Here is a 23,428-nt window from a genome sequence, read left to right as displayed (position 1 = left end):
TCAAACAAGATTAAATGACTTGGTGTGAAGACACTCCAATAGAATTGAAGGAATAACACAATGGCTAAACTCGATGCCTACTTCGGTGAATACGGTGGTCAATACGTACCGCAGATCCTAGTGCCAGCACTAGACCAACTAGAACAAGCATTTATCGATGCACAAGCCGATCCTGAGTTCCGCAGTGAATTCATGACGCTTCTGCAAGAGTACGCAGGTCGTCCAACGGCACTAACGCTAGCACGCAACCTAACAAAAGGTACAAAAACAAAACTGTACCTAAAGCGTGAAGATCTACTTCACGGCGGTGCTCACAAGACAAACCAAGTTCTTGGTCAAGCATTGCTAGCAAAACGTATGGGTAAGCAGGAAATCATCGCTGAAACTGGCGCAGGCCAACACGGTGTGGCAACGGCTCTAGCGTGTGCTCTACTAGGTCTTAAGTGTCGTGTTTACATGGGTGCAAAAGACGTTGAACGTCAAAGCCCGAACGTGTTCCGTATGAAGCTAATGGGCGCAGAGGTTATCCCTGTTCATTCTGGCTCTTCAACGCTAAAAGATGCGTGTAACGAAGCACTACGTGACTGGTCTGCAACTTATGAAGACGCACATTACCTATTGGGTACTGCAGCGGGTCCTCACCCATTCCCAACGATTGTTCGTGATTTCCAACGCATGATTGGTGAAGAAACGAAGAACCAAATTCTAGCTCGTGAAGGTCGCCTTCCTGATGCGGTTATCGCTTGTGTCGGCGGTGGTTCGAACGCTATCGGTATGTTTGCGGATTTCATTGAAGAAGAAACTGTTCGCCTAATCGGTGTAGAGCCGGCTGGTAAAGGTATTGATACCGACCAACACGGCGCGCCGCTTAAACACGGTAAAACTGGTATCTTCTTCGGTATGAAAGCACCACTGATGCAAGATGAGAATGGTCAAGTAGAAGAGTCTTACTCTGTATCTGCGGGTCTAGACTTCCCATCAGTTGGCCCTCAACACGCGCACCTAAATGCTATTGGCCGTGCTGAATACGACAACGTAACCGATGACGAAGCACTAGAAGCTTTCCAAGCTATCGCACGTAACGAAGGTATTATCGCAGCGCTAGAGTCATCTCATGCTTTGGCTCATGCAATCAAAATGGCTCACGATGATCCAGAGAAAGAACAGCTATTAGTCGTTAACTTATCTGGCCGTGGTGACAAAGACATTTTCTCTGTACACGACATTCTTAAAGAGAAAGGAGCATTATAATGGATCGCTATCAATCACTCTTCACTCGCTTAGCTGAAAAGAATCAGGGCGCATTCGTACCATTCGTAACAGTTGGCGATCCTAACCCTGAGCAATCGCTTAAGATCATGGAAACTTTGGTTGAAGCGGGTGCAGATGCACTTGAGCTTGGTATTCCATTCTCCGATCCGCTTGCAGATGGCCCGACAATCCAAGGCGCAAATATTCGCGCGTTAGATTCAAAAGTAACGCCAGATGTGTGTTTTGATCTTATTGGTCAAATTCGTGCTAAATACCCAGATCTGCCAATCGGCCTACTGATGTACGCAAACTTGGTGTACGCACGTGGTATCGAGAACTTCTACGAGCGTTGTGCGAATGCAGGTATCGATTCAGTATTGATTGCTGATGTACCAACCAACGAGAGTGGCGAGTTTGTTGCTGCAGCTAAGAAGTTTGGTATTCACCCAATCTTTATTGCTCCACCAACAGCAAGTGATGAGACGCTTCAATCGGTTTCTGAGCTAGGTGGTGGTTACACTTACCTACTTTCTCGTGCTGGCGTAACGGGTGCAGAAACCAAAGCAAACATGCCTGTGACAGCCTTACTTGACCGTTTGAACAAGTTTGATGCGCCACCAGCACTGCTTGGTTTCGGTATCTCTGCTCCTGAGCAAGTAAAAGAAGCCATCGAAGCTGGCGCTGCTGGTGCTATCTCTGGCTCTGCGGTTGTGAAAATCATTGAAAACAACGTTGAACAACCAGAAGCAATGCTTAAAGCACTTGCTGAGTTTGTTACGCCAATGAAAGCGGCAACGCAAAAATAATAAATAGGCTCCCACTAGTGCGATAATTTGCGCTGTGGGAGTTTTTCTCCGAGAACACGTCCAAACCCTCTCAATTGTTAAATTTCTGATAAAAACAACACCTCATACAAACCTGTAGCACACCTATAATACCCCACCAAAACATCACCACCATTTATAAAAACAATGACAAACCAAAAAGCAAACGTTTGCTTTAGTGTGAAAAATCATCAAATGACATTTGATTACTGCTTTTTGGTGTTCTTTCATCTCTGCTCATATTGATAAATGTAAAAGATACGTGTAAAACTTCTCGCGAAATATTAATCCAATGGTACATCGTACATTGGTGAGTAGTTCTGGGATTTTTATATTTAGTAGCACAGAGGTTATGGAAGTGTTAAAAGAAAAGAGTTTACTAAGCAACATCGGCGTTCAAGTCGTTATTGCAATGATCATCGGTACCCTAGTCGGTGCGATGATGGGTGACAGCGCAACTATGTTCGCTCCACTGGGTGCTATCTTCATCAATTTGATCAAGATGCTGGTTATCCCTCTAGTCGCGGTTGCCCTAATTTCAGGTGCTGCTGGTCTAGGCAACAGCTCATCAGCAGGTAAAGTGGGCGTGACCACTCTAGGTTACTTTGCACTAACGTCTGCACTTGCTGTAGCACTAGCGCTAGTAATGGGTGAAATATTCGAACCAGGTCGTGGTATCGATGTTTCTGGCGTTGAAGGCATGTTCTCTTCTGAATACGCTGCGAAAGGTGAACTTCCAACGTTCTGGGCAACCATCACAGGCATGATCCCGACCAACGTTTTCCAATCACTGAATGAAGCAAACATTCTGCAAATTCTAGTTTTCTGCTTATTCTTCGGTATTGCGATTTCTAAACAAGCGAAAGAGAAACGTGACCCTATCATCAATGGCGTAAACGCGATTGTTGACGCTATGGTTTGGATGATCAACAAGGTTATGATCATTGCACCACTAGGCGTATTCGGCCTAATGGCAGAAGCTGTGGGTACATTCGGCTTTGGCGCACTTATGGTTGTGTTCAAACTGTTCGTTGTCTACATCGCTGCGATTCTGATCTTCGGCTTTGTTGCTTACCCGCTAATGATTCAAATCTTCACTAAGACTTCTGCTAAGAAGTTCCTAGTGGCAATGAAGAAGCCTCAAGCGGTTGCACTATCAACAGCCTCTTCAATGGCGACACTGCCAGTAACAATGGAAACGGTAGAGAAAGAACTTGGCGTTCGTAACTCTACGGCTTCATTCGTTCTGCCACTTGGTGCGACGATCAACATGTCTGGTAACGCAATTTACTACGGCCTAGTTGCTATCTTCTTCGCACAGCTGTTCAACATCGACCTGTCTATGGGCGCTTACATTGCTATCATCGTAACGTCGACTCTAGGCGCAGTTGGTCAAGCAGGTGTTCCAGGTCCTTCTTTCCTAGTGGTTGCGGTTCTTCTAGCAGCTGGTATCCCTATTGAAGGTCTACCTCTGTTGTTCGCTCTAGACCGTATCTTCGACATGATCCGTACTGCTCTAAACATCACTGGTGATGCAGCATGTGCAGTCATCGTTGATTCTCTAATCGAAGACGAAGCGAAAGAAGCTGAGCTACAAAAACAGCAAGCGTAATATTAAGCTTCAGTTTGATTGATAAATAAAACCGCCTTCATGAGGCGGTTTTTTTATTAGGTAATGATCGATATTGATTCGGTAAATCTTACCCTTGTCAGGCTAATTGATGAGTCCAAACGCACGAGGCAGAGCCAAACTAATTTCAGGAATAAAAGTAATGGCCAACAGTGTGACGATCAATACGGCACAAAACGGCATGATACTTCTTATAACGTTTTCAATCTTAGAGCCACTGACACTACAACCCACAAATAGCGCCGTACCAACGGGTGGCGTTGCAATGCCAATACATAAGTTGAAGATAATCATCATCGCGAAGTGAATTGGATGCATGCCTAAATGCTCAGCAATCGGCATAAAGATAGGGGTAAAGATCAATACGGCTGGCGTAAGGTCCATAAACATACCCACAATCAGTAGAATCAGGTTCATCAGAATAAAGATGATAATTGGATTGTCTGAAATAGAGAGCATCCAATCACTGATCATGGTTGGTAGACCGGTAAACGCCATTGCCCATGACATAATGGTAGAAGCACCAATCAAGAACAGCATAATGCCAGTAACCTGAACCGTTTCTCTACAAATTATCGGAAAGTGTGCCCATTTGAGGGTTCGGTAACAGAGTGACAGTATAAAAGAGTATAGAACCGCTATACATGCCCCTTCTGTTGCAGTGAATATACCACCAATAATACCGCCAATAACAACAACAATAAGCCCTAAGCTTGGTGTTGCTTGCCAAACAATATTCAGCACATCTTTCGTTGTGAAGCCGTCATTCGCACTTGTTTTGTAGCCCTTCTTTTTAGCGATGAAATAGGCGACGACCATACAACTTAAGCCCATTAGAATACCTGGGACATACCCTGCGATAAACAACGCCGCAACGGATGTTCCACCCGATACCACTGAAAATACGATCAGTGAATTACTCGGCGGTATTAGTAAGCCTGCTGGGCAGGATGCAACGTTTACTGCTGTTGCTAAGTTTTTATCATAACCATCTTTTTCTAATTCAGGACCTAAGGTTTTACCAACCGCAGCCGCTGCTGCAACGGCTGATCCTGAAACTGCGCCAAACATCATATTGGCGAAGATGTTGACGTGAAAAAGTGAGCCCGGAATCCAACCAACCAAGAGCTTTGCAAGGTTGATGAGTCGACTCGCAATGCCACCCACATTCATTATATTCCCCGCGAGGATAAAGAAAGGGATAGCTAATAAACTGAAACTATCGATACCGGTAATGATTTTTTGACCCGCAGTAATACTCGCGACTTCAAACGGTAAGATGAAATACATGATGGTTAAAGATGACATGGCAATTGCAATCGCAATCGGCATGCTTATCGCGATCATGAATAAGAATAGGCCTAGCAGCCAAACACCAATGGACAAATCCATAATATAGAATCCTTTTAAAACTTACTTTTTGTTGGGTTCACAAAAAAGATCAAACGTATTCATGACCAAATAGATGAGGATAATAACGGCTGAAATCGGCAAGATTGAATACACTGTCGACATCGGTAATTGCAGTGCTGGAGAGAGTTGTTGTGTGGTTCTTCCCATTAAGGCGATGCCACCTTGAAGCATTGCCAGAAATACAAATGCGCCAGAAATGATATTGATGAGTAGATGTAATGCTATGTGCGCTTTACCCTTAAGATAACCATCCAATAACGTTATAGCTAAATGCCCTTTGATACCGAATAAGTAGCTTGCTCCTAATAATCCAAGCCATACCATCGCATAACGAGCAAGTTCATCAGTCCAGTTACTTGGGTCATTCAAAACATAGCGACTAAAAACCTGCCAAGTGACAGTAACGACAAGTAACATTAGTGCAAAAGAAGAGACAAAAAGAATCAGCCTATCAAGTAGGTTTCTGAAAGTTGCTAACATGGTGTGATACCTCAAAAAATTTTGCCTTAGCAAAGCCAAGGCAAAATTATATTTTCACTAAGACTGATTAAAGAGCTTCAATTTTTTCAATGAATGGAGCTAGTTTTGGATCTTTTTTCGCCTCATCAATCATAGGTTTAACAGCTGCACGGAAAGGGGCTTTATCAACTTCAACAAACGTGACACCTTCTTTCATTCCTTTCTCTTTGTTCATGTCATCTGTTGCATCCCAGATTTTGATCTGCTCTTCAAGAGACTCAGCAGCAGCTTCTTTTAAGATCTTTTGCTCTTCTGCCGTTAATGAACCCCATTTGTATTCTGAAATGATGATCACGTCAGGTGTCATCATGTGCTGGTCCATAGAGTAAAATTTGGCAACTTCACTGTGTTTCATTTCAACTAAGCTAGAAATATTATTCTCAGCACCATCAATTACACCTTGTTGCAGAGCCGTGTATACCTCATTGAAAGGTACAGGTGTTGCTTTACCACCAAGTAAGTTAACCATTTCCATCATGGTTGGAGAACCAGGAACTCGAACTTTCATGCCAGCTAGATCTGCTGGTGAGTTGATGGCTTTCTTAGCGTAGAAGCTACGTGTGCCTGAATCATAGAATGTAAGACCGATGAAACCTTTACCTTCGCTTGAAAGCAGCATCTCTTGTGCAGCTTCACTTCGCATGAAGGTTCTCATATGTGGAACGTCACGGAATAAGAAAGGCAGTGCATTAACCTTAAACGTTGGTTCAAAAGATTCGGCTAACCCACCATTGATTTTGGCCATATCAATCGCGCCAGTAACAACTTGCTCCGCTTGGTCACGTTCAGAGCCTAATTGACCGTTTGGAAAGATCTTAATCGTAAGTTCACCATTCGATTTTTCTTTAACTTTATCAGCCATGATCACCATGCCTTGGTGAGCTGCGCTTTCTAATGACATTGCATGCCCTAACGTCAAAGTTTTTGCTTGAGCGCCAAATGCCATAAGAATTGAAGCCGCTGCAATCGTCAGTAGGTGTTTTTTCATGTTCTTCTCCAGAATCCATTTTGTAAGAGGTACAGTTTTTATATGCAACGCTATAGCTAAGTTTGAAATCTAACGTTCAATTGCACATCGCTCATAGCAGTAACGTTTCATTACAATATTCTTACCCTATGAATCTTGTATTACAATACTATATGTATATTTTGTGAACTAAGGTTTATCTATTGGCCTGAGAACCTAATTGATTGTGATACCAATCATATTTGGGACTAATTAGACCATTAATCAGTTCTACTTTGGATTTTTTTGTAATTTCGATTACTTTCAACTGCTTTAAGAACAATCTCTTAGTAAAAGAGTATCGATCTATTTATGTTATTTTAAGACATTAAATTCAGTTATGGAGCACGACAAAGAAGGTCTCCTCGCTCGAAAACGCGAGTCGTGAACAGTGCTTTGTGAGGTGATGAAGGCAAGGTTTTCGGTTGGATTTAGGTAACAAGAATAGATAAAGGCAATAGAGAGAAGCTTGAGAGGATGAATTGTTTGTAACAAAAATCCGAGAGCCTTACAGCCCTCGGATTTTTGTTTTTGGTGTTCTAATTTTTAGGCGTTAAACGAATTACAAATCAGCGCCATAGATATCAAACGTGAAGTACTTAGCGGCGATCTTGTCGTAAGTACCGTTTGCTCTGATCTCTTCAATCGCAGCATTGAATTGTTTCGCCAATTTTGAATCCTGCTTTCTTAATGCTAACGCCGTACCCTCACCGATGTAGGCTTTGTCGGTAACGGCTTTGCCTTTGAACTCAAAACCCTCGCCTTCTTTCTTATCTAAGAAAGCCAATGACAGTTGATCTGAGTTGCCGAAGGTTAGATCTAAGCGACCGTTTTGCAGATCCAGATACACTTCATCTTGCCCTGTGTAACGCTTAATGTTGGCAACACTACCAAACTTGTCGGTTACGTAGCGATCGTGAATCGTACCTTGCTGAACACCGATGGTTTTACCCGCTAAGCCTGCCTCATCAACGCTGAATTCTGCGCTTTTAGCAGCAACAAATACGGCTGGTGTTTGGTAGTACTTGTCAGTAAATAAGATTTTACGCTTACGCTCTTCGGTAATGCGCATCGAAGCCATGATCACATCCGACTTTCTTGCCAACAAACTTGGAATTAGCGAATCCCAGCTTTGTGAAACCCAAGTACAATCGAGTTTAGCTTGCTCACACAAAGCATCAGCTATCTCAATATCAAACCCGACAGGCACACCGTCGCTGTTTTTATAGTTGAATGGCGGATACGTAAAGTCCGACGCTAAACGGATTTCTTTCGCCTGTACCGTTGTACCAAGTAAAGCGGCCGCACAAGCGAGTCCTAGTATTATCTTTTTCATCATTGCCATCCTAGATATGATCTTTATCGAGTTGAGATTGAATTTCTTTATGTTGAGCTTGTTGAATTTGTTTGCCTTGTTGACTCTGTTCTAATTCGGTTTGGTAACGTGTTAGTGACGTTATCACTTCTAGCATGCTCTCTTGGCTACCAATACTGATTCGAACACAGTTACGCAAAGCCGGTTCATGGTTTTGGTTCCTTGTCACAATGCCGTCCTTCGCCAAGACACTGAACACTTGGTGCCCTGCTTTTTGACGCAGCAAAATGAAGTTTGTCGATGAAGGGTAAACAGACTCGATGAAATCAAACCGCGTTAGCTCACAAGCAAACCAGTTACGTAGTTCAACCAGCTTTTGCGTCGCGTCTTGCATCACTGAGACTCGCTCATCGGACAAAGCGTCTAGCACGATTTGAGATGAGCAATCTGGCATCGGATACGGTGGAATCAGCTTCGCGACATACTGCATCACATTTTGACTCGCTAAGATAAAACCACAACGAACCGCAGCCAGTCCAAATGCCTTAGACAAGGTGCGAATCACAACCAAATGTGGATAGCGTTCAATAAGACTAACGGCTGACGTTTGTGGTTCAAATTCGATATACGCTTCATCGACGACCACTAGCGACTTCCCAATCGTGCCTTCCAATACCTGAATCAAATCCGATTTAGGAATCACATTGCCCGTTGGATTGTTTGGTGAGCAAAGAAACACGATATTCGCCAGTTCTGCCTTATTCACAATATCAGCGACGTTCAGGCTAAAGTCTTCCTGCAATGGAGAGTCCAAGGTATTAATCGCCAATGCATCAGCGCAAAACTCATACATCGCATACGTTGGAGAGCAGATAAGTATGTTGTCGCACGCCGGTTTACAGAATGTTCTGATCAGCAAATCAATCGCTTCATCTGCACCACGAACAGCCACAGTCGCGGCATCGGTACTACAGTAATCTTGATAAGCCTTAGCAATATCTTGTGGTAAGAAGTCTGGGTATCGGTTGTGACTTGCTTCTCCTTGAAACAGCGAGCTTTCCAATTCATTGGCGTTTAGCCAGACACGTCCATCACCACCAATTCTTCTTGCCGATTGATAAGGTATTAATTTTTTTACAGCCTGAGGCACTAAGCTATCAATAAAAGATGTCAAGAAGCTATCCCTTTCACAAAATCACAATGTCTTCATCATTGCCTTCATATTCAAAAAATGTGACTTATACAAATATTGAATCACAAATGATGATTAAGTATTTACATTCAAACAGAACACTATTGATAAATGAATCGAAATAATCACATAATAGCCATGATAAAAAGTCATAGGTAAAGATATGAATCGCACACTTCCTTCAACCAAAACCTTGCTCGCGTTTTTGTCTACGGCAAGGCACCTCAACTTTACACGCGCGGCACATGAGCTCAATGTTACGCAAGGTGCAGTGAGTCGTCAGGTATTGTCGTTTGAAGAAAATCTTGGGTGCGACCTTTTCTATCGTCATGCTCGGGGGTTGTCATTAACACCCAAAGGAGAAGAACTGGTTCCGCTCATCCAAGATACAATTCAGCGACTGCAATCCGCACTGAACCAAGTGGCGAGTTCCCCTTCCAAAATTAAGCTAAACGCACCGAGTTGCATTACCTCTTGGTTGCTACCAAAACTGATGTCTTTTCAAGAAGCCTACCCTGAGATTGATGTTGAGCTCACTTCTACCATCAAGCATGTTTTTGAGCCAAGTTTTGACCCGTTCGATGCCGTGATTACCTATGGCAAGAAGCCGAGCCAACAATCGATCGTCAGCCAGTTATTGTTCAACGAGCAACTCGCACCCGTCTGCCAAGCGCAAAGCATCAAACCCAATCACCTTACCAGTGGTTCCTCTTCTCTAATCAAACCGCACCAACTCGCTCACTACACGTGGTTACACGCCAACAATGAACAAAGTGATTGGCGACTTTGGTTGGAGCACATAGGAAGTCATGACCTTTCGAGCAAGAATAACCAACAGTTCGCAACACTCGATCAAGCGATGAATGCAGCTATTCAAGGATTTGGAATTGCGATAGGCGACATCACGCTTGCCAAGCAAGATATTGATTTAGGCAGATTAGTCAAAGTGAGTGAAGACAGTGTCTTTTCAGGAAATGGTTACTTCTTAATTCAGCCCAAGAATCGCCAAAATGTATCCCTAACTACATTGGTCGAGTGGCTTGTCGGTTAACAACGGGGAAATTGCCAAGCTCAAAGACCATAAGGCTTCAGTAAAGCGTCATAATGAGAATGACAACGTTCTCAAAATAAAACTATTTTCCGTCAGCGACGTATTGTTTGGTTGAGAACAGAATTAGCTTTCATTTAACTGATTGAAAAAAGAATCAATTCAATTTGATAACAGAAATATTCTGTGTCTGTGACCCAAATGGCATTCGAATTGCTTTGTCATAGATAACCCAAACAATTTACAGCAGGTTGTCTTTTCTTCGCACCCTGTCACGGAGGATAGGCTATGACCTTACAAAGACATACATATTACGGCTTAATTCACCATGGGGTTAAAACCTTATTAATGGATAGAATCGGCCACTTCACAGAGCGTGAATATCACGAGTTTCTCGACCTAACGACTGGCAAATCAACCTGTTTTGCGATGAGCGAGCAAGAACTCGAAAATACGCTAGATGATTTGAAAAGTGAGGGTTACCTTGAAGACATCAAGAAACTGATACCTCGCTACCAAACCACATCAATGCGATAACTGGCTTGAAATCGTTATAAACGATTAGCGGTTAGATGGAATTAATTGTTACCCAATTGTCTCGGGCTATTTAGCATCGGGACAGTTTTCGTTAGACTGTTGGCAACTCAACTAACTGGACATTCAGTGCCACATGAAACAAATTCTTGATTTCATTCCTCTCATTATTTTCTTTGCGCTGTATAAGATGTACGACATCTACACAGCTACAGGCGCATTGATTGTTGCTTCTGCAGTACAAATCGTTTTGACGTACATTATCTACAAGAAAGTAGAGAAAATGCAGATCATCACATTTTTGATGGTTGCCGTATTTGGTGGCATGACCATCTTTCTGCATGATGATAACTTCATAAAATGGAAAGTAACCATCGTTTATGCATTGTTCGCTATCGGCCTGACCGTCAGTCACCGAATGGGCAAGTCAGCGATTAAAGGCATGCTGGGTAAAGAGATCACACTTCCTGAAGCGGTATGGAGCAAGATCAACTGGGCTTGGACTTTATTCTTTACCCTATGTGCCATTCTCAACGTTTACGTTGCTTTCAGCCTACCCTTGGATGTTTGGGTAAACTTCAAAGTGTTTGGCTTACTGATCGCTACTTTTGCATTTACCTTGCTAACGGGTGTCTACATCTATAAGCATCTACCAAAAGATCAGCAGAACGAGTTAACGGATAAAAATACCGACGAGAAGTAACCCTAAGGGATGAGTCCTCATCCCCTTTTTGATACAATTATTATCAATATGCTATTTAACAGTGGCCAATGATACTCGTGATCATTGGCCACTGATTGTTTGTGTTCGGTGAATACGTTAAAAATACGACCACCGCGAGCGCGGCAAACACATCTATTTAAATTTAAAACAATCAATACCATTAAGAGTACAACAATGACTATTCAATCAACTTTGAACCCGATTGGTTCTTTACTTCTTCGCACATTGGCGATGCCTTCTGATACCAATGCAGCAGGCCAGATTTTCGGTGGTTGGATAATGTCTCAGCTTGACCTTGCTGGCGGCATACTGGCGAAGGAGATCTCTAACGGCAAGATTGTCACTGTTTCAGTATCGAGTATTGAGTTCAAACAGCCGGTTTCAGTGGGTGATGTTGTGTGTGTTTATGGTGACTGCACCAAGATTGGCCGTAGCTCGATGAATATCGACCTAGAAGTGTGGGTTAAGCCTGTACTTGATCACGGCATCGGCGACCGATATAAGGTTTGTGGAGCAACGTTCAACTACGTTGCTGTCGATGAGGGTGGTAAGCCTCGCCCGATCAATAAATAGTACTTTTCACCAAGCTGCTAATGTAGACGGTCTTTAGTTTCAACGAATGAAATCGCTAAAGACCATACTTCTCTCTCGCACCATTTCACAATTTCTTATCATTAGCTCTTCCAATACCAATTAGTTCGCGTAAATTAGCAAGATAGCGAATTTAAACGCCCCCAATTCAGTGAAGTAAAATAAGGATATACCAATATGTGGTACGTGATTTTTTCTCAAGACGTCGAAAATTCATTAGAAAAGCGCCTAAGTGTTCGCCCACAACATCTAGAACGCCTGCAAACACTTCACGATGAAGGCCGACTTTTGACTGCTGGCCCAATGCCTGCGATTGATTCAGACAACCCTGGTGAAGCCGGCTTCACTGGCTCTACTGTAATTGCTGAGTTTAATTCTTTAGAGGACGCACAGGTATGGGCAGACGCAGATCCGTACATTGAGGCAGGTGTCTACCAAAATGTCATTGTAAAACCATTCAAGAAAGTATTTTAACGTGAAAAAATGGATTATTGGCTCTCTGGCTTTAGCTCTGCTCGCAGGCTGTGCTTCAAGTGAGCAAGACCAACAAAGACAGCTTGAAATGATGGCGCAACACCGTGCTGGCGTTTTATCTGCCGGCCTGCCGATTGAGTATGGCCCACTGTCAGTCATGCGTGTACTGGCAAAAAACACCGTTATCGAGATCATGATGATCTACAACCAAGACGCTAAAGGTGCTAAGCCTTTAAACCAAGTCGTAGATATGAGTGTTAACAGCTACTGCACCAACTCTGAAGTTAGAGCAAACCTTGATATGGGCTTGGCTTACAACATCAAGATTCGCAACACTCGCGGACAACTGATGGTTGAGAAGTTGATCAGCAAAGAGACGTGTCAGAGCAGCAGCTAGTTTCTAGCTCGAGATTCGAACAAGTATAAAACCAGAAGGCCTCGCAAATGCGAGGCCTTTGTTGTGGTTCATCGTGGATTAACGGATCAATCAAAATCTTAGACTGAATTATACCTCAGCTGATTCCCACTCTTTACGCAGTGTCTTAGTCGCCGACACAAGGTTTGTCAGTGCGGCTTCTGTTTCTGCCCAGTTACGAGTCTTTAATCCACAATCTGGGTTCGCCCACAAACGTTCTGCTGGGATTCTTTCTGCCGCTTTCTTAAGTAAATCCACAATCCACTCCTCTGAAGGAATGTTTGGCGAGTGAATGTCATAAACACCCGGTCCAATCGCATTCGGGTAGTTAAACTCTTCAAACGCTTTCAGTAGCTCCATGTTCGAGCGAGAAGTCTCAATGGTAATCACATCGGCATCTAGCGCGGCTACTGAATCAATGATCTCGTTGAACTCGCTGTAACACATATGGGTATGGATCTGAGTTTCTGGTTTAGCACTCGCCGCTGAGATCTTAAAGGCATCGACCGCCCACTCTAGGTATTCTGCGTGGTCCCGCTTTTTCAGTGGTAAACCTTCGCGAATAGCAGGCTCATCAATTTGAATAATGTTAATGCCTGCGTCTTGTAAATCAGACACTTCATCTCGCAGAGCAAACGCCAGTTGATTGGTGATTTCTTTGCGTGAGATGTCTTCACGTGGGAATGTCCAACATAGAATAGTGACGGGTCCTGTCAGCATGCCTTTCATCTGCTTTGAAGTCAGAGATTGAGCATAGGTCGACCATTCCACCGTCATCGGTTTCTCACGTTCTATATCCGCGACCACAATCGCTGGCTTCACGCAGCGAGAGCCATAGCTTTGTACCCAACCAAACTTGGTGGTTTGAAAGCCTGCTAGATTTTCTGCAAAGTACTCCACCATATCATTACGCTCGGCTTCACCATGAACCAACACATCCAAATCTAACGCTTCTTGACGTTTAACCGCATCAGCAATATGACCTTTCAATGCCGTTGTATATTCCGCTTCGCTCAGTTTACCAGTACGGTAAGCACTGCGCTGAACTCGGATCTCTCCTGTTTGTGGGAACGAACCAATGGTTGTGGTTGGTAATAGCGGTAAGCCGAGAACTTCAGACTGATGTGCCGCACGTTCTGCATAAGGCGCACTTCGATCTGCTAGTGCTTTCGTGATGGTATTAAGGCGCTCTCGTACCTGAGGCTTGTTCACATGAGTCGCGCTCTTGCGTGCAACAATCGGCTGGCTGTAGGTTTCACACGCCAAGATAGCATTGTGGTTACCGTCTAGTGCCGCACCCAATATACTCACCTCGGTCACTTTCTGTTTCGCGAAAGCAAACCAACTCTTCACTTCATCGCTGAGTGAATCTTCTAACTCAAGGTCGACTGGACTATGCAAAAGTGAACATGAACTTGCTACCCAAAGTTTGTCTCCTAGCTTCTCTTTCACTGGTTGTAGTAACTCTAGTTGAGCGGCTAAATCAGCTCGCCAAACGTTTCGTCCATTAATCACCCCTGCTGAAAGTACCCAGTGTTCAGGTAACTTACCCACTACTTCATCAAGTTGCTGTGGTGCTGCTGCTAAGTCGATATGTAGGCCATTAACTGGTAGCTCTACTATCTTATCTAAGGTATCAGTCACCGAATCAAAATAAGTAGTGAGCAGCAGTTTTACATCACCTTGAATCACTTGATACGCCAACTTGAATGAATCTGCCCATTGACTCTCAAGCTCAAGCGAAAGAATTGGTTCATCGATTTGAACCCACTCAACCCCCAACTTAGCGAGTTTTGCCAAAATTGCTTGGTAAGCGGTAAGAAGGCGCGGAAGAAGAGATAAACGATCAAAACCCTCCTCCACTTCTTTACCAAGATATAAATAAGATAACGGGCCTAACAAAACTGGCTTCACCTTATGCCCGGATTTTATCGCTTCACTCACTTCGTCAAACAGTTGTGGCCAGCTCACTTCAAAGGAATCGTCTTTGCTGAACTCAGGCACAATGTAATGGTAGTTGGTGTTGAACCACTTAGTCATATCAGAAGCCGCAGAGCTATCTTTAGTGCCGTCACTAGACGTATGCGTACCACCGCAACAAGTCGACTGAACCTGAGATTGACCACGCCCCACACGGAACAAAGTATCTAAATCTGGGAAGGATTTTTCATCTTCAGAACCACCAGTATGGCGCTTTGGTACGTGGCCTAGAAGTAAAGTCGTTGTTAATACATGGTCGTACCATGCGAAGTCACCCGCAGTTGCAAAGCTAAGATTCGCGTCAGCTTGTACATTCCAGTTACGATTTCTTAGTTCGCTACCGAGTTGCTTTAAATCTGATTGGCTAATCTCACCGCGCCAGTATTTTTCTAAAGTGAATTTGAGTTCGCGTTTTTCGCCGATACGTGGGTAGCCTAAAATATGCGTTGTCGTAGTCATGAACCTGTTCCTTATTCAATAATTTTTAGTGTTCGATCAAACTGCCTAGCTTATGGTTTAAGTTCTTTATAAGGCGTCTGGATGGCTAAACTATCTCCCTAATTTGAACGATGAACAACGTCCAAATATTCATCTTGTTTATTAAAAATATTCATCTTGAATAATCTAAAGCTGAAAAAATTAAATCCATCTGGACATCTAGACGTTTACAAATGAAAGAAAACCCCGTAGGGTGATTATTAAGAAATATTGAATTGGCTTAGGGAATATGAGGAAAACTCATGATAGAGCTTAAACACCTTCGAACATTGACTACCTTAAGAGACAGCGGCTCGCTAACAGCGACGGCAACTTCTCTTCACTTGACTCAGTCGGCGCTTTCTCACCAACTGAAAGACCTTGAGGCGCGTATCGGTGGTCAGCTTTTCCTACGTAAAACTAGACCAGTTAAGTTCACCTCTGAAGGTGAGATTTTGCTTAGGCTTGCCGATGAGATACAGCCAAGAATAGCTAAAGCGGAGAACGAACTCGCGAGCCTGAAAGAGGATGTGAATGGTCGTTTGCACATGGCGATTGAATGTCACTCATGCTTCCAATGGTTAATGCCTGCTTTGAAGGAATATCAAGTGGCTTGGCCAAGCGTAACGCTAGATTTCTCGTCAGGCTTTGGGTTTGAGCCGCTACCCGCGCTAATGGCAGGCGAGCTAGATTTGGTGATCACCTCTGATATACAGCCTCGCTCTGAGGTTCACTACGAACCACTCTTTGATTTTGAGATGCGTTTGATCACCGCAATCAACTCACCTTTGGCAGAAAAAGCGAGCATTGAACCGCAAGATCTTAGCGATCTCACTATGCTCACCTACCCTGTTCAAAAACAGCGTTTAGATGTCGTGAAGCACTTTTTACAGCCTGCGGGTGTAGAACCTAAAAAGTGGAAACAAGCGGACAACACGTTAATGCTAGTTCAAATGGTATCAGCAGGTTTGGGAGTAGCGGCTCTACCAAACTGGGCGATCAGTGAATTCTCAAGACAAGGGCTGATTGCCAGCAAGCCATTAGGCAAAGGACTATCAAGAAGACTGTTCGCAGCGGTAAGAAACTCTGAGAAAGATAAACGTTACCTGCAAGCTTTCTTTAGCACGGCAAGACAGCAAAGTAAGAGTCACTTAGATGGCATAGAGGTCGTTTAAAGATGATTTATGGCTAAGTTAAGCTCGATCGATTCGTCAGAAACAAAAAAGTCACAGATAATCTGTGACTTTTTTTCTCTCAACACCCACAACACGCGATGCATGTCATTTTCGATAAAAGATGCGCTAATCTTTAGCTTATCTCGAGTAAGACTTAAACTGGTTAGTCAATGGATCGTATTGATAGCCAAGCATATCGAGCTTGCCCACAACACTTTCTGTATCCATTTCATACATGCTGATCAGCTCTTCAAAGCTATCGCATTCTAGGCGAAGTTTTTCATTAACGATTCCTAGCAAAATAATGCTATCGAAACCTTTGACGTTGCTTAAATCCATCTCGTACTCCTTACGAACACACTGACTAGAGTTAAGTTTAGAACGCTTACCAACGTCACGCTAAAAAACAGATCACACTTCTTAACAAGAATACGTAATTAATGAAAGTGCGTGATTAAAGCGCCCAAACTGGCGTTAAACCCACAACGGCCACCAATAACATCAACAACGAAATACTCAGTTGAAGCTTTTCAGGCGTTCTTGCGAACAGTAAATGCCAACACCACACCACGATTGAGGAGATCAACAAAGCAAAACTAAATAGCAAAGTGGAAATCACAGGTTCTAATTGAGCTTCAGACAAAGAGTAAACACTCACGACGGTCGCCAGTACTACCAACATACCGGTTAGCACGCCCACAACAGGAAGCACTCGATGAAATGCCTGCAACCGTGTCCTTGCAATCGTCAGTAGTAGATGGCCAAACGCTGCTCCTAACAGTACCACTAGCAGCAAAGTAGTAATGATACCAACAGCGGTTGCTTGCTCAGTCGCTTGTATAGCAACATATGACAACGCTAAACCACAGGCCAAGTACATCACCCAGATAGGACCAGAATCGCGAGTCTTCTTGGTTTGAACTTGAGAATAGAAATAAAAGATCGCAAACACGACCAGAAAGGCTTCAATTTTTACTGAGGCAACGGCAAGCCACAGCACGCCAATCGCAGGTAACATCTTGTGGATACGACCACGCTGCCCCGGACAAATATCCCCTTTCACCAAGATGAGGGTTAAGATCAGTTGGGCTCCTAAAAGCATCGGAGCAAATTGTACTAATAACGTTTCGACCATTGTGGATCTACTTCTTCAGACTTATTTTCGCGAATAATATCAAAAACTGCTGCGAACACTAATCAAAATCACAAATTAGCGACGTTATTCAAGGCTTCAACTATGCTGTTGTATGGTTCTTTTGTCGCCATTTATCGTAAAAAGACGAAAGACACCAGAACTAACAGGGGCATGTTCTACTGGCTAGTCTAGGCTCATGCCGCTATAATTCCCGCCTCAAAAATCAGAGGTTGAAATATGTACAGCGATATCACTCCTATTCACGAACACAAAAAATACTGGGCCGAGTGCTACGGAACTGCACCCTTTTTGCCTACCAGTAGAAAGGAGATGGATGCTCTTGGATGGGATAGCTGTGACATTATTATTGTAACTGGTGACGCTTATGTCGATCACCCGAGCTTTGGTATGGCTATCATCGGCCGTCTGCTTGAAGCTCAAGGTTTCCGCGTGGGCATTATTGCTCAACCAAAGTGGGACAATAAAGATGCCTTCATGAAGCTAGGTAAACCTAACCTATTCTTCGGCATCACAGCGGGTAACATGGACTCCATGATCAACCGCTACACCTCTGATCGCAAATTACGTCACGATGATGCTTATACTCCGAACAATGAAGGTGGCAAGCGTCCTGATCGTGCAACTCTGGTTTATTCTCAACGTTGTCGTGAAGCTTACAAAGGCACGCCAATCGTGCTTGGTGGTATTGAAGCGAGCTTACGTCGTGTAGCTCACTACGACTACTGGTCAGATAAAGTTCGCCGCTCTGTATTGTTTGATGCAAAAGCTGACATTCTTCTTTTTGGTAACGCTGAGCGTGCACTGGTTGAAGTAGCACACCGCATTGCCGATGGTGAAGACATGTCTACGCTGACCAATATCCGCGGTACTGCTATCAATCTTCCTGCGGCCCCTGAAGGCTTCAAGATCATTGACTCTTCTCGTATCGAAAAGCCGAACAAAGCGTATGTTCCGGTTAACCCGTACGAAGTTGAAACTCAGTGTGATACCAAGAAAGACGAAAAAGAAGAAGTAAAAGCGCAACCTATTACTATTCGCCCTTCTCGTCACGATGCAAAAACTACAGCGGTTCGTATCCCAGGTTACGAAAAGCTAAACAATGACCGTATTCTTTACGCTCACGCTAGTCGTATTCTGCACCTTGAGACAAACCCGTACTCAGGTCGTGCTCTGATTCAACGTCACGGTGATCGCGAGCTTTGGATTAACCAAGCGCCTATTCCATTGACCACAGAAGAGATGGACTACGTGTTTGGCCTTGCGTACAAGCGTGTTCCGCACCCGATGTACGGCAAAGCGAAAATCCCAGCATACGACATGATCAAAACCTCGGTTAACATCATGCGTGGTTGTTTTGGTGGTTGTTCTTTCTGTTCAATCACAGAGCACGAAGGTCGCATCATTCAGAACCGTTCGAAAGAATCTATCTTGGATGAGATCGAAGACATTAAAGATAAAGTACCGGGCTTCACAGGTACTATTTCTGACTTGGGCGGCCCAACGGCGAACATGTACCGTTTAGGTTGTTCAGATCCAAAAGCTGAAATTAACTGTCGTCGTCCATCATGTGTGTTCCCGAAAATCTGTGAAAAGCTAAACACAGACCATCAACACACTATCGACCTGTACCGCTCTGCGAGAAAAGTACCGGGTGTTAAGAAGATCATGATCGCTTCTGGTGTACGTTACGACTTAGCGATTGAATCTCCAGAATACGTTCGTGAGCTTGTGACTCACCACGTTGGTGGTTACTTGAAGATTGCTCCAGAGCATACTGAAAAAGGCCCACTGGATCTGATGATGAAGCCGGGCATGGGCACTTACGATCGTTTCAAAGAGATGTTCGAGAAGTACAGCGCTGAAGCCGGTAAGAAACAGTACTTAATTCCTTACTTTATCTCTGCTCACCCGGGCACAGAAGATGAAGACATGCTTAACCTTGCAATGTGGCTGAAAAAGCACAACTACGAGTGTGACCAAGTACAGAACTTCTACCCATCGCCAATGTGTAATGCAACGTCGATGTACTACTCAGAGACTAACCCTCTGAAACGCGTGAAATATAAGAAGCGTGAAGATGTTCCTGTGCCAAAAGGTGATCGTCAACGTCGTCTGCATAAAGCACTGCTTCGTTACCACGATCCTGAAAACTGGAAAATCATCCGTGAAGCACTGATCAGCATGGGTAAACAGCACCTAATTGGTGACAAAGCAAACTGCCTAGTACCAGCAGAAGACTTTGATGCACAAACACCGGCACAACGTCGTAAGTCTGGTCGTCACGGTTCACAACGCTTTGCGACTAAGCACAGTAAATCTCAGCCAGGTCTTGGTGGCGAAAGCCCACGTAACCACTCTGGTAAGAAACCGGGTGGCAAGAAGCCGAATGGTAACGGCAACGGTAGCCAAGGTAATGCTAACCAAGGTGGCGGTAATGGCAATGCTCGTAAACCAGCGACTGGCTTCATTAAGAAAGGTCCTGGTGGTCAGCAATCACAAGGTAATGGCGGCGGAAATGGCAAACCAAACCGTAACAAAGCGGGCAATGGTCAAGGTGGCAAACCTGCAAGTAACGGCAAGAACCGCCAGCGCGCAGCACAACGCTAATATCGCGAACCAGTTTACTTCGCTATCGTAAAAACACAAAGCGCAGCTATTTAGCTGCGCTTTTTTGTGTCTGCTACTAGGGAGCTTAACGTGTGAACACCCAATACTGACTAAGCAAATAGTTACTGACCATGCCCACCAAGATGCCAACCGCCATTGCGATAAACACTGCCCCAGTAAATGCAGGGAGTAACTCCGTCATCAACTTAAAGCACAGCAAATTAGGTATCGCCGATATCGATGCTGACAGCATGAACTTTTGCCACTGAATCAGCTTTTCGGACCAACTCCCCTGCCCTTTGAGCTCAAAGGTCAACACTCGATTTCCAAACCAAGTTGTCGTTGCAGCTACGATGAAAGAACCAATTCGAGCACTCATCAAAGGCAGTCCAATAACGTAATGCAGCAATGCAAACACGGCACAATCGACAACAAAGCCACCCGCCCCCACCATAGCGAATTTAATCATCTTATGGTGAGGTTGTAGTTTTTTGTTTAGCGCGTCGAACTTGTGGCTAAACAGTCTCGATGACGAGTTAAAATTGAACATCGCCATCACTTCGAATATGGCTCAACGATAGATTTGGTTTGATATTTTGGCTATGACAACTAAATAGAGCGCGCTTGATCTTCACCGTCGGTTCTAAAATACAGGTTAACGCGTTGTCTTTAATCTTGGTTTCTACTTCCGCTCTTTTACCAATCAGATAGAACTTGTCGATACCATCTAACTGTTCAACATCGAGTAACTTTTTCGCTTGTCCATGACTGTAAAACTGCCCGGAGAACGGTCGTTTACCGACATAAAAGCTCGGCGCTTCATCCGTAATCTGTTCGAAGATAATACGGTCACTTTTCTCATTCGCTTTGCCTAAGTTGAGGTAGACCATTGCAATCATTAGCAACACAGGTAGCACTAAAGCCACACTCGAGAACCACTTCTTATCTTTTTCTACTACAAGCATTGCCACCAACAAGCCAAGGGCAGGAATGCCTGGCAACACATAGGCAGGAAGAATATTACCCGCCATGGTAAAAAGAATCAGAGGAGAGACCAACCAACACACGAGGAATGAAAACAATCCACTATGTTCAGCGTTAACTTCTGCGATTTTCTTACGACGGGCGAAAGTCAAAATAGGCAACACAATCGACCACGGTGCAGCCGCTTGAAGCCAAAACAACCAGATCATGCCTCTTGCTTGGTCATGGGCAGAACCGTATAAATCGCCCTCCCAGCCACTCACAACAAAACGCTTAAAGTGCTCGCCAACAATAAAGTAATCAATAAAACCCGGTGTTGCCATTTCAGCCATGATGTACCAAGGCAAGGCAATCGCCAGCATCACACCTAAGCCAGACAACAGTGGAAAGCGTTGCCATAACACTTTGAAAGCGCCAAAGAAGCCATGTTGCAATACTAACCAAGGGAAAACAGCGATACCCATGATCACAATCGCTACCGGCCCTTTTGCAAGCAAGCCTAGTGCTAAACCAATGAAACCAACATAACCCCAAGACCGATTAGTCTCAGCATTGCCCTCTCCCTTACAACTCTCTCCTCCTAACCAACATAGGTAAAAACCTAACATGGCAATGGTCATCGCTAACGTTAACGCCATGTCGGTCATCACAGCACCCGCCGCAATAGAGAAAATCCCACATGTCGCCAATACCACAGCCGCCACCAAGGCACTTTGTCCGGTACGCTTAGCCATGTATGCAACCAACAGAATCGTCGCAAAACCTGCTAGCCAGTGTGGTGCACGCACAGCAAACTCACTCAAACCAAACAGCTCAATCCCAGCCGCACTCATCCATGTGAACAACGGTGGTTTACCCCAGAAAGGGATGCCGTAATCAAATTGAGGGGTTAACCAATTGCCGGTTTCTACCATCAAGCGAGCCATTTCTCCATAGCGCGCTTCCGTAGTATCCATTAAAGGGTATGTCGCCAGAGATAAGAGCCTTAGAACCAATGCAAAAGCCAACAAATACCATAGGTGCGTTCGGTTCAGGCTCATGCTGACTCCTCTAATTTAAAATGTGTTTTTAATGCTGGGGTATCGACCACCGATTGAATCAGATACAAAGGGCGGTTCTTGGTCTCAATGAAAATACGACCTATGTATTCCCCCATTAAACCAATACTCAGAAGTTGAATGCCGCCAAGGGCAAGTTGAACCACCATCATGGATGGGTAGCCAGTAATAGGCTCACCAAACATCATGGTTTTGAACACGATGAAGACGCCATACACAAAAGCGGTAAGCGCCACTAATCCACCAACGGCCGTCGCAATACGCAGTGGGCGGATAGAAAATGATGTGATGCCATCCATCGCCAATCCGATGAGTTTCAGGTAGTTCCATTTCGTCTCGCCACAGAAGCGAGCATCGCGCTTAAACTGAATCGTTGCTTGTCTAAAACCTGGCCATGAAAAGATGCCTTTCATGTAACGGTTACGTTCAGGCAGTTGGTTGATATGGTCGACAACCTCTCGGCTTAACAATCGGAAATCACCCACATTTTCTGGAACATCGATCTTCGCCGCCACGTTCATGACTTTGTAAAAGCTTGCGGCTGAAAACTTCTTAAACCACGTTTCACCGTCACGTTGGCTACGCTGCATATTGACGACGTCATAACCTTCGCGCCATTTGGCAATCATTTGAGGAATCAGCTCGGGCGGATCTTGCAGATCGGCATCGAGCAAGATCACGGCTTGTCCTCGGCAATGTTCGAGGCCAGCACTCATCGCTGACTCTTTACCAAAGTTACGGCTTAAACCGATCACAGAAATTGAGCTATTGATTGAAGTGAATGAACTCACCAAATTCAAGCTGTTGTCTTTGCTGCCATCATCGACATAAACGATTTCACTGGTGATGGGTAAGCTATCCAGCACCTTAGTTAAGCGAGAATGAAACTCTTCTAACACCTCTTGTTCATCGTAAAATGGCACAATGATCGATAGTGAAACGGCAGGGTTGATCCGTGATGTGGAGACTTTAGGTCGGCTAATATGAAGTTCAGACATAATACGTTCTTCTATTTTTTAATCTGAAGCCAATCTACCCTCCCATAAGTGAAAGTT

The 23,428-nt window shown here is 44.2% G+C and carries 22 protein-coding genes; 11 read left to right on the top strand and 11 right to left on the bottom strand.

The annotated features are described in order from the left end of the window. The first annotated feature begins 60 nt into the window (after positions 1-60). The 3 genes from trpB (at position 61) to AB4323_RS14845 (ending at position 3,687) form a co-directional block, all read left to right on the top strand. Entirely contained in the window at positions 61-1,251 is a 1,191-nt protein-coding gene (gene trpB / locus AB4323_RS14855; protein ID WP_048607243.1) for a tryptophan synthase subunit beta, read from the top strand. Beyond that, a complete protein-coding gene (trpA, locus tag AB4323_RS14850; protein WP_017069986.1) occupies positions 1,251-2,057 on the top strand; it encodes a tryptophan synthase subunit alpha in 807 nt (268 codons plus the stop codon). Before trpB ends, trpA begins: the two co-directional genes overlap by 1 nt. 310 nt (positions 2,058-2,367) lie before the next feature. Beyond that, positions 2,368-3,687: a dicarboxylate/amino acid:cation symporter gene (locus tag AB4323_RS14845; RefSeq protein WP_346393668.1), complete on the top strand. Its 1,320-nt coding sequence runs from the start codon at positions 2,368-2,370 to the stop codon at positions 3,685-3,687. A 102-nt stretch (positions 3,688-3,789) separates the two neighbouring features. On the opposite strand, the gene AB4323_RS14840 is transcribed toward AB4323_RS14845, so the two are convergent. The 5 genes from AB4323_RS14840 to hisC form a co-directional block, all read right to left on the bottom strand. Further along, positions 3,790-5,097 carry a TRAP transporter large permease gene (locus tag AB4323_RS14840; protein ID WP_010438025.1) on the bottom strand — a complete coding sequence of 436 codons (1,308 nt, stop codon included), beginning with the start codon at positions 5,095-5,097 and terminating at the stop codon, positions 3,790-3,792. Between the two features lie 21 nt (positions 5,098-5,118). Then, the gene (locus AB4323_RS14835; protein WP_017061503.1) at positions 5,119-5,598 is read right to left on the bottom strand and encodes a TRAP transporter small permease; all 480 of its coding nucleotides are present in this window, start codon (positions 5,596-5,598) and stop codon (positions 5,119-5,121) included. A gap of 67 nt (positions 5,599-5,665) precedes the next feature. Then, complete coding sequence (locus AB4323_RS14830; RefSeq protein ID WP_017063537.1) at positions 5,666-6,625, bottom strand: TRAP transporter substrate-binding protein; 960 nt, start codon at positions 6,623-6,625, stop codon at positions 5,666-5,668. Between the two features lie 580 nt (positions 6,626-7,205). Beyond that, positions 7,206-7,979: an ABC transporter substrate-binding protein gene (locus AB4323_RS14825; protein WP_029235360.1), complete on the bottom strand. Its 774-nt coding sequence runs from the start codon at positions 7,977-7,979 to the stop codon at positions 7,206-7,208. A gap of 10 nt (positions 7,980-7,989) precedes the next feature. Then, positions 7,990-9,132 carry a histidinol-phosphate transaminase gene (hisC, locus tag AB4323_RS14820; RefSeq protein WP_102427834.1) on the bottom strand — a complete coding sequence of 381 codons (1,143 nt, stop codon included), beginning with the start codon at positions 9,130-9,132 and terminating at the stop codon, positions 7,990-7,992. 181 nt (positions 9,133-9,313) lie between these two features. On the opposite strand from hisC, the gene AB4323_RS14815 reads away from it, so the two are divergent. The 6 genes from AB4323_RS14815 to AB4323_RS14790 all read left to right on the top strand — a co-directional run bounded on the left by AB4323_RS14815 (position 9,314) and on the right by AB4323_RS14790 (position 12,918). Then, positions 9,314-10,201 (top strand): LysR substrate-binding domain-containing protein, encoded by an 888-nt coding sequence (locus AB4323_RS14815; protein WP_065585159.1) that lies wholly within the window; start codon positions 9,314-9,316, stop codon positions 10,199-10,201. A 285-nt stretch (positions 10,202-10,486) separates the two neighbouring features. Then, on the top strand, positions 10,487-10,735 hold the full coding sequence (locus AB4323_RS14810; protein ID WP_010438008.1) for a hypothetical protein: 249 nt from the start codon (positions 10,487-10,489) through the stop codon (positions 10,733-10,735). 133 nt (positions 10,736-10,868) lie between these two features. Next, positions 10,869-11,435: a septation protein A gene (locus AB4323_RS14805; RefSeq protein WP_372107034.1), complete on the top strand. Its 567-nt coding sequence runs from the start codon at positions 10,869-10,871 to the stop codon at positions 11,433-11,435. 195 nt (positions 11,436-11,630) lie between these two features. Further along, a complete protein-coding gene (gene yciA, locus AB4323_RS14800) occupies positions 11,631-12,029 on the top strand; it encodes an acyl-CoA thioester hydrolase YciA (RefSeq protein WP_010438001.1) in 399 nt (132 codons plus the stop codon). Between the two features lie 195 nt (positions 12,030-12,224). Beyond that, on the top strand, positions 12,225-12,521 hold the full coding sequence (locus tag AB4323_RS14795) for a YciI family protein (protein WP_010437999.1): 297 nt from the start codon (positions 12,225-12,227) through the stop codon (positions 12,519-12,521). A gap of 1 nt (position 12,522) precedes the next feature. Next, positions 12,523-12,918: a GspS/AspS pilotin family protein gene (locus AB4323_RS14790; RefSeq protein WP_372152801.1), complete on the top strand. Its 396-nt coding sequence runs from the start codon at positions 12,523-12,525 to the stop codon at positions 12,916-12,918. A 108-nt stretch (positions 12,919-13,026) separates the two neighbouring features. Here the strand turns inward: AB4323_RS14790 and metE are convergent, their stop codons facing one another. Continuing rightward, on the bottom strand, positions 13,027-15,375 hold the full coding sequence (gene metE / locus AB4323_RS14785) for a 5-methyltetrahydropteroyltriglutamate--homocysteine S-methyltransferase (RefSeq protein WP_372152800.1): 2,349 nt from the start codon (positions 15,373-15,375) through the stop codon (positions 13,027-13,029). Positions 15,376-15,656: 281 nt separating this feature from the next. Between metE and AB4323_RS14780 the strand changes: the two genes are divergently transcribed. After that, positions 15,657-16,568, top strand: a complete 912-nt coding sequence (locus AB4323_RS14780; RefSeq protein WP_010437993.1) for a LysR substrate-binding domain-containing protein — start codon at positions 15,657-15,659, stop codon at positions 16,566-16,568. Positions 16,569-16,706: 138 nt separating this feature from the next. Here the strand turns inward: AB4323_RS14780 and AB4323_RS14775 are convergent, their stop codons facing one another. Both AB4323_RS14775 and AB4323_RS14770 read right to left on the bottom strand, forming a co-directional pair. Then, a complete protein-coding gene (locus AB4323_RS14775; protein ID WP_010437991.1) occupies positions 16,707-16,907 on the bottom strand; it encodes a DUF4250 domain-containing protein in 201 nt (66 codons plus the stop codon). Positions 16,908-17,022: 115 nt separating this feature from the next. Next, entirely contained in the window at positions 17,023-17,703 is a 681-nt protein-coding gene (locus tag AB4323_RS14770; protein ID WP_016768378.1) for a hypothetical protein, read from the bottom strand. 330 nt (positions 17,704-18,033) lie between these two features. Here AB4323_RS14770 and AB4323_RS14765 point away from each other — a divergent pair, with 330 nt between their 5' ends. Continuing rightward, positions 18,034-20,331 carry a YgiQ family radical SAM protein gene (locus AB4323_RS14765; RefSeq protein WP_017067347.1) on the top strand — a complete coding sequence of 766 codons (2,298 nt, stop codon included), beginning with the start codon at positions 18,034-18,036 and terminating at the stop codon, positions 20,329-20,331. Between the two features lie 85 nt (positions 20,332-20,416). On the opposite strand, the gene AB4323_RS14760 is transcribed toward AB4323_RS14765, so the two are convergent. From AB4323_RS14760 to AB4323_RS14750, 3 genes are read right to left on the bottom strand one after another with little or no spacing between them, the layout of a single operon-like run. Then, on the bottom strand, positions 20,417-20,881 hold the full coding sequence (locus AB4323_RS14760; protein WP_017070766.1) for a GtrA family protein: 465 nt from the start codon (positions 20,879-20,881) through the stop codon (positions 20,417-20,419). Continuing rightward, positions 20,868-22,355 carry an ArnT family glycosyltransferase gene (locus AB4323_RS14755; protein ID WP_372100500.1) on the bottom strand — a complete coding sequence of 496 codons (1,488 nt, stop codon included), beginning with the start codon at positions 22,353-22,355 and terminating at the stop codon, positions 20,868-20,870. The genes AB4323_RS14760 and AB4323_RS14755 overlap by 14 nt, the downstream gene beginning before the upstream one ends. Then, positions 22,352-23,371 carry a glycosyltransferase family 2 protein gene (locus AB4323_RS14750; protein WP_017063526.1) on the bottom strand — a complete coding sequence of 340 codons (1,020 nt, stop codon included), beginning with the start codon at positions 23,369-23,371 and terminating at the stop codon, positions 22,352-22,354. Before AB4323_RS14750 ends, AB4323_RS14755 begins: the two co-directional genes overlap by 4 nt. Positions 23,372-23,428 lie beyond the last annotated feature (57 nt).

This window comes from Vibrio sp. 10N.261.52.C11, from assembly GCF_041471405.1.
GTDB lineage: Bacteria > Pseudomonadota > Gammaproteobacteria > Enterobacterales > Vibrionaceae > Vibrio > Vibrio crassostreae_C.
Note: the sequence above shows the minus strand (reverse complement) of the source record. Positions and strands in the feature narration are given on the sequence as shown.

Coding starts and splice junctions, on each gene's coding strand:
- AB4323_RS14835 (WP_017061503.1), bottom strand. CDS start 5,598: ATGTTAGCAACTTTCAGAAACCTACTTGATAGGCTGATTCTTTTTGTC.
- AB4323_RS14780 (WP_010437993.1), top strand. CDS start 15,657: ATGATAGAGCTTAAACACCTTCGAACATTGACTACCTTAAGAGACAGC.
- AB4323_RS14805 (WP_372107034.1), top strand. CDS start 10,869: ATGAAACAAATTCTTGATTTCATTCCTCTCATTATTTTCTTTGCGCTG.
- AB4323_RS14760 (WP_017070766.1), bottom strand. CDS start 20,881: ATGTTCAATTTTAACTCGTCATCGAGACTGTTTAGCCACAAGTTCGAC.
- trpA (WP_017069986.1), top strand. CDS start 1,251: ATGGATCGCTATCAATCACTCTTCACTCGCTTAGCTGAAAAGAATCAG.
- yciA (WP_010438001.1), top strand. CDS start 11,631: ATGACTATTCAATCAACTTTGAACCCGATTGGTTCTTTACTTCTTCGC.
- AB4323_RS14765 (WP_017067347.1), top strand. CDS start 18,034: ATGGATGCTCTTGGATGGGATAGCTGTGACATTATTATTGTAACTGGT.
- AB4323_RS14770 (WP_016768378.1), bottom strand. CDS start 17,703: ATGGTCGAAACGTTATTAGTACAATTTGCTCCGATGCTTTTAGGAGCC.
- AB4323_RS14815 (WP_065585159.1), top strand. CDS start 9,314: ATGAATCGCACACTTCCTTCAACCAAAACCTTGCTCGCGTTTTTGTCT.
- AB4323_RS14840 (WP_010438025.1), bottom strand. CDS start 5,097: ATGGATTTGTCCATTGGTGTTTGGCTGCTAGGCCTATTCTTATTCATG.
- AB4323_RS14810 (WP_010438008.1), top strand. CDS start 10,487: ATGACCTTACAAAGACATACATATTACGGCTTAATTCACCATGGGGTT.
- AB4323_RS14750 (WP_017063526.1), bottom strand. CDS start 23,371: ATGTCTGAACTTCATATTAGCCGACCTAAAGTCTCCACATCACGGATC.
- AB4323_RS14795 (WP_010437999.1), top strand. CDS start 12,225: ATGTGGTACGTGATTTTTTCTCAAGACGTCGAAAATTCATTAGAAAAG.
- AB4323_RS14775 (WP_010437991.1), bottom strand. CDS start 16,907: ATGGATTTAAGCAACGTCAAAGGTTTCGATAGCATTATTTTGCTAGGA.
- AB4323_RS14755 (WP_372100500.1), bottom strand. CDS start 22,355: ATGAGCCTGAACCGAACGCACCTATGGTATTTGTTGGCTTTTGCATTG.
- metE (WP_372152800.1), bottom strand. CDS start 15,375: ATGACTACGACAACGCATATTTTAGGCTACCCACGTATCGGCGAAAAA.
- AB4323_RS14830 (WP_017063537.1), bottom strand. CDS start 6,625: ATGAAAAAACACCTACTGACGATTGCAGCGGCTTCAATTCTTATGGCA.
- AB4323_RS14845 (WP_346393668.1), top strand. CDS start 2,368: ATGGTACATCGTACATTGGTGAGTAGTTCTGGGATTTTTATATTTAGT.
- trpB (WP_048607243.1), top strand. CDS start 61: ATGGCTAAACTCGATGCCTACTTCGGTGAATACGGTGGTCAATACGTA.
- AB4323_RS14825 (WP_029235360.1), bottom strand. CDS start 7,979: ATGAAAAAGATAATACTAGGACTCGCTTGTGCGGCCGCTTTACTTGGT.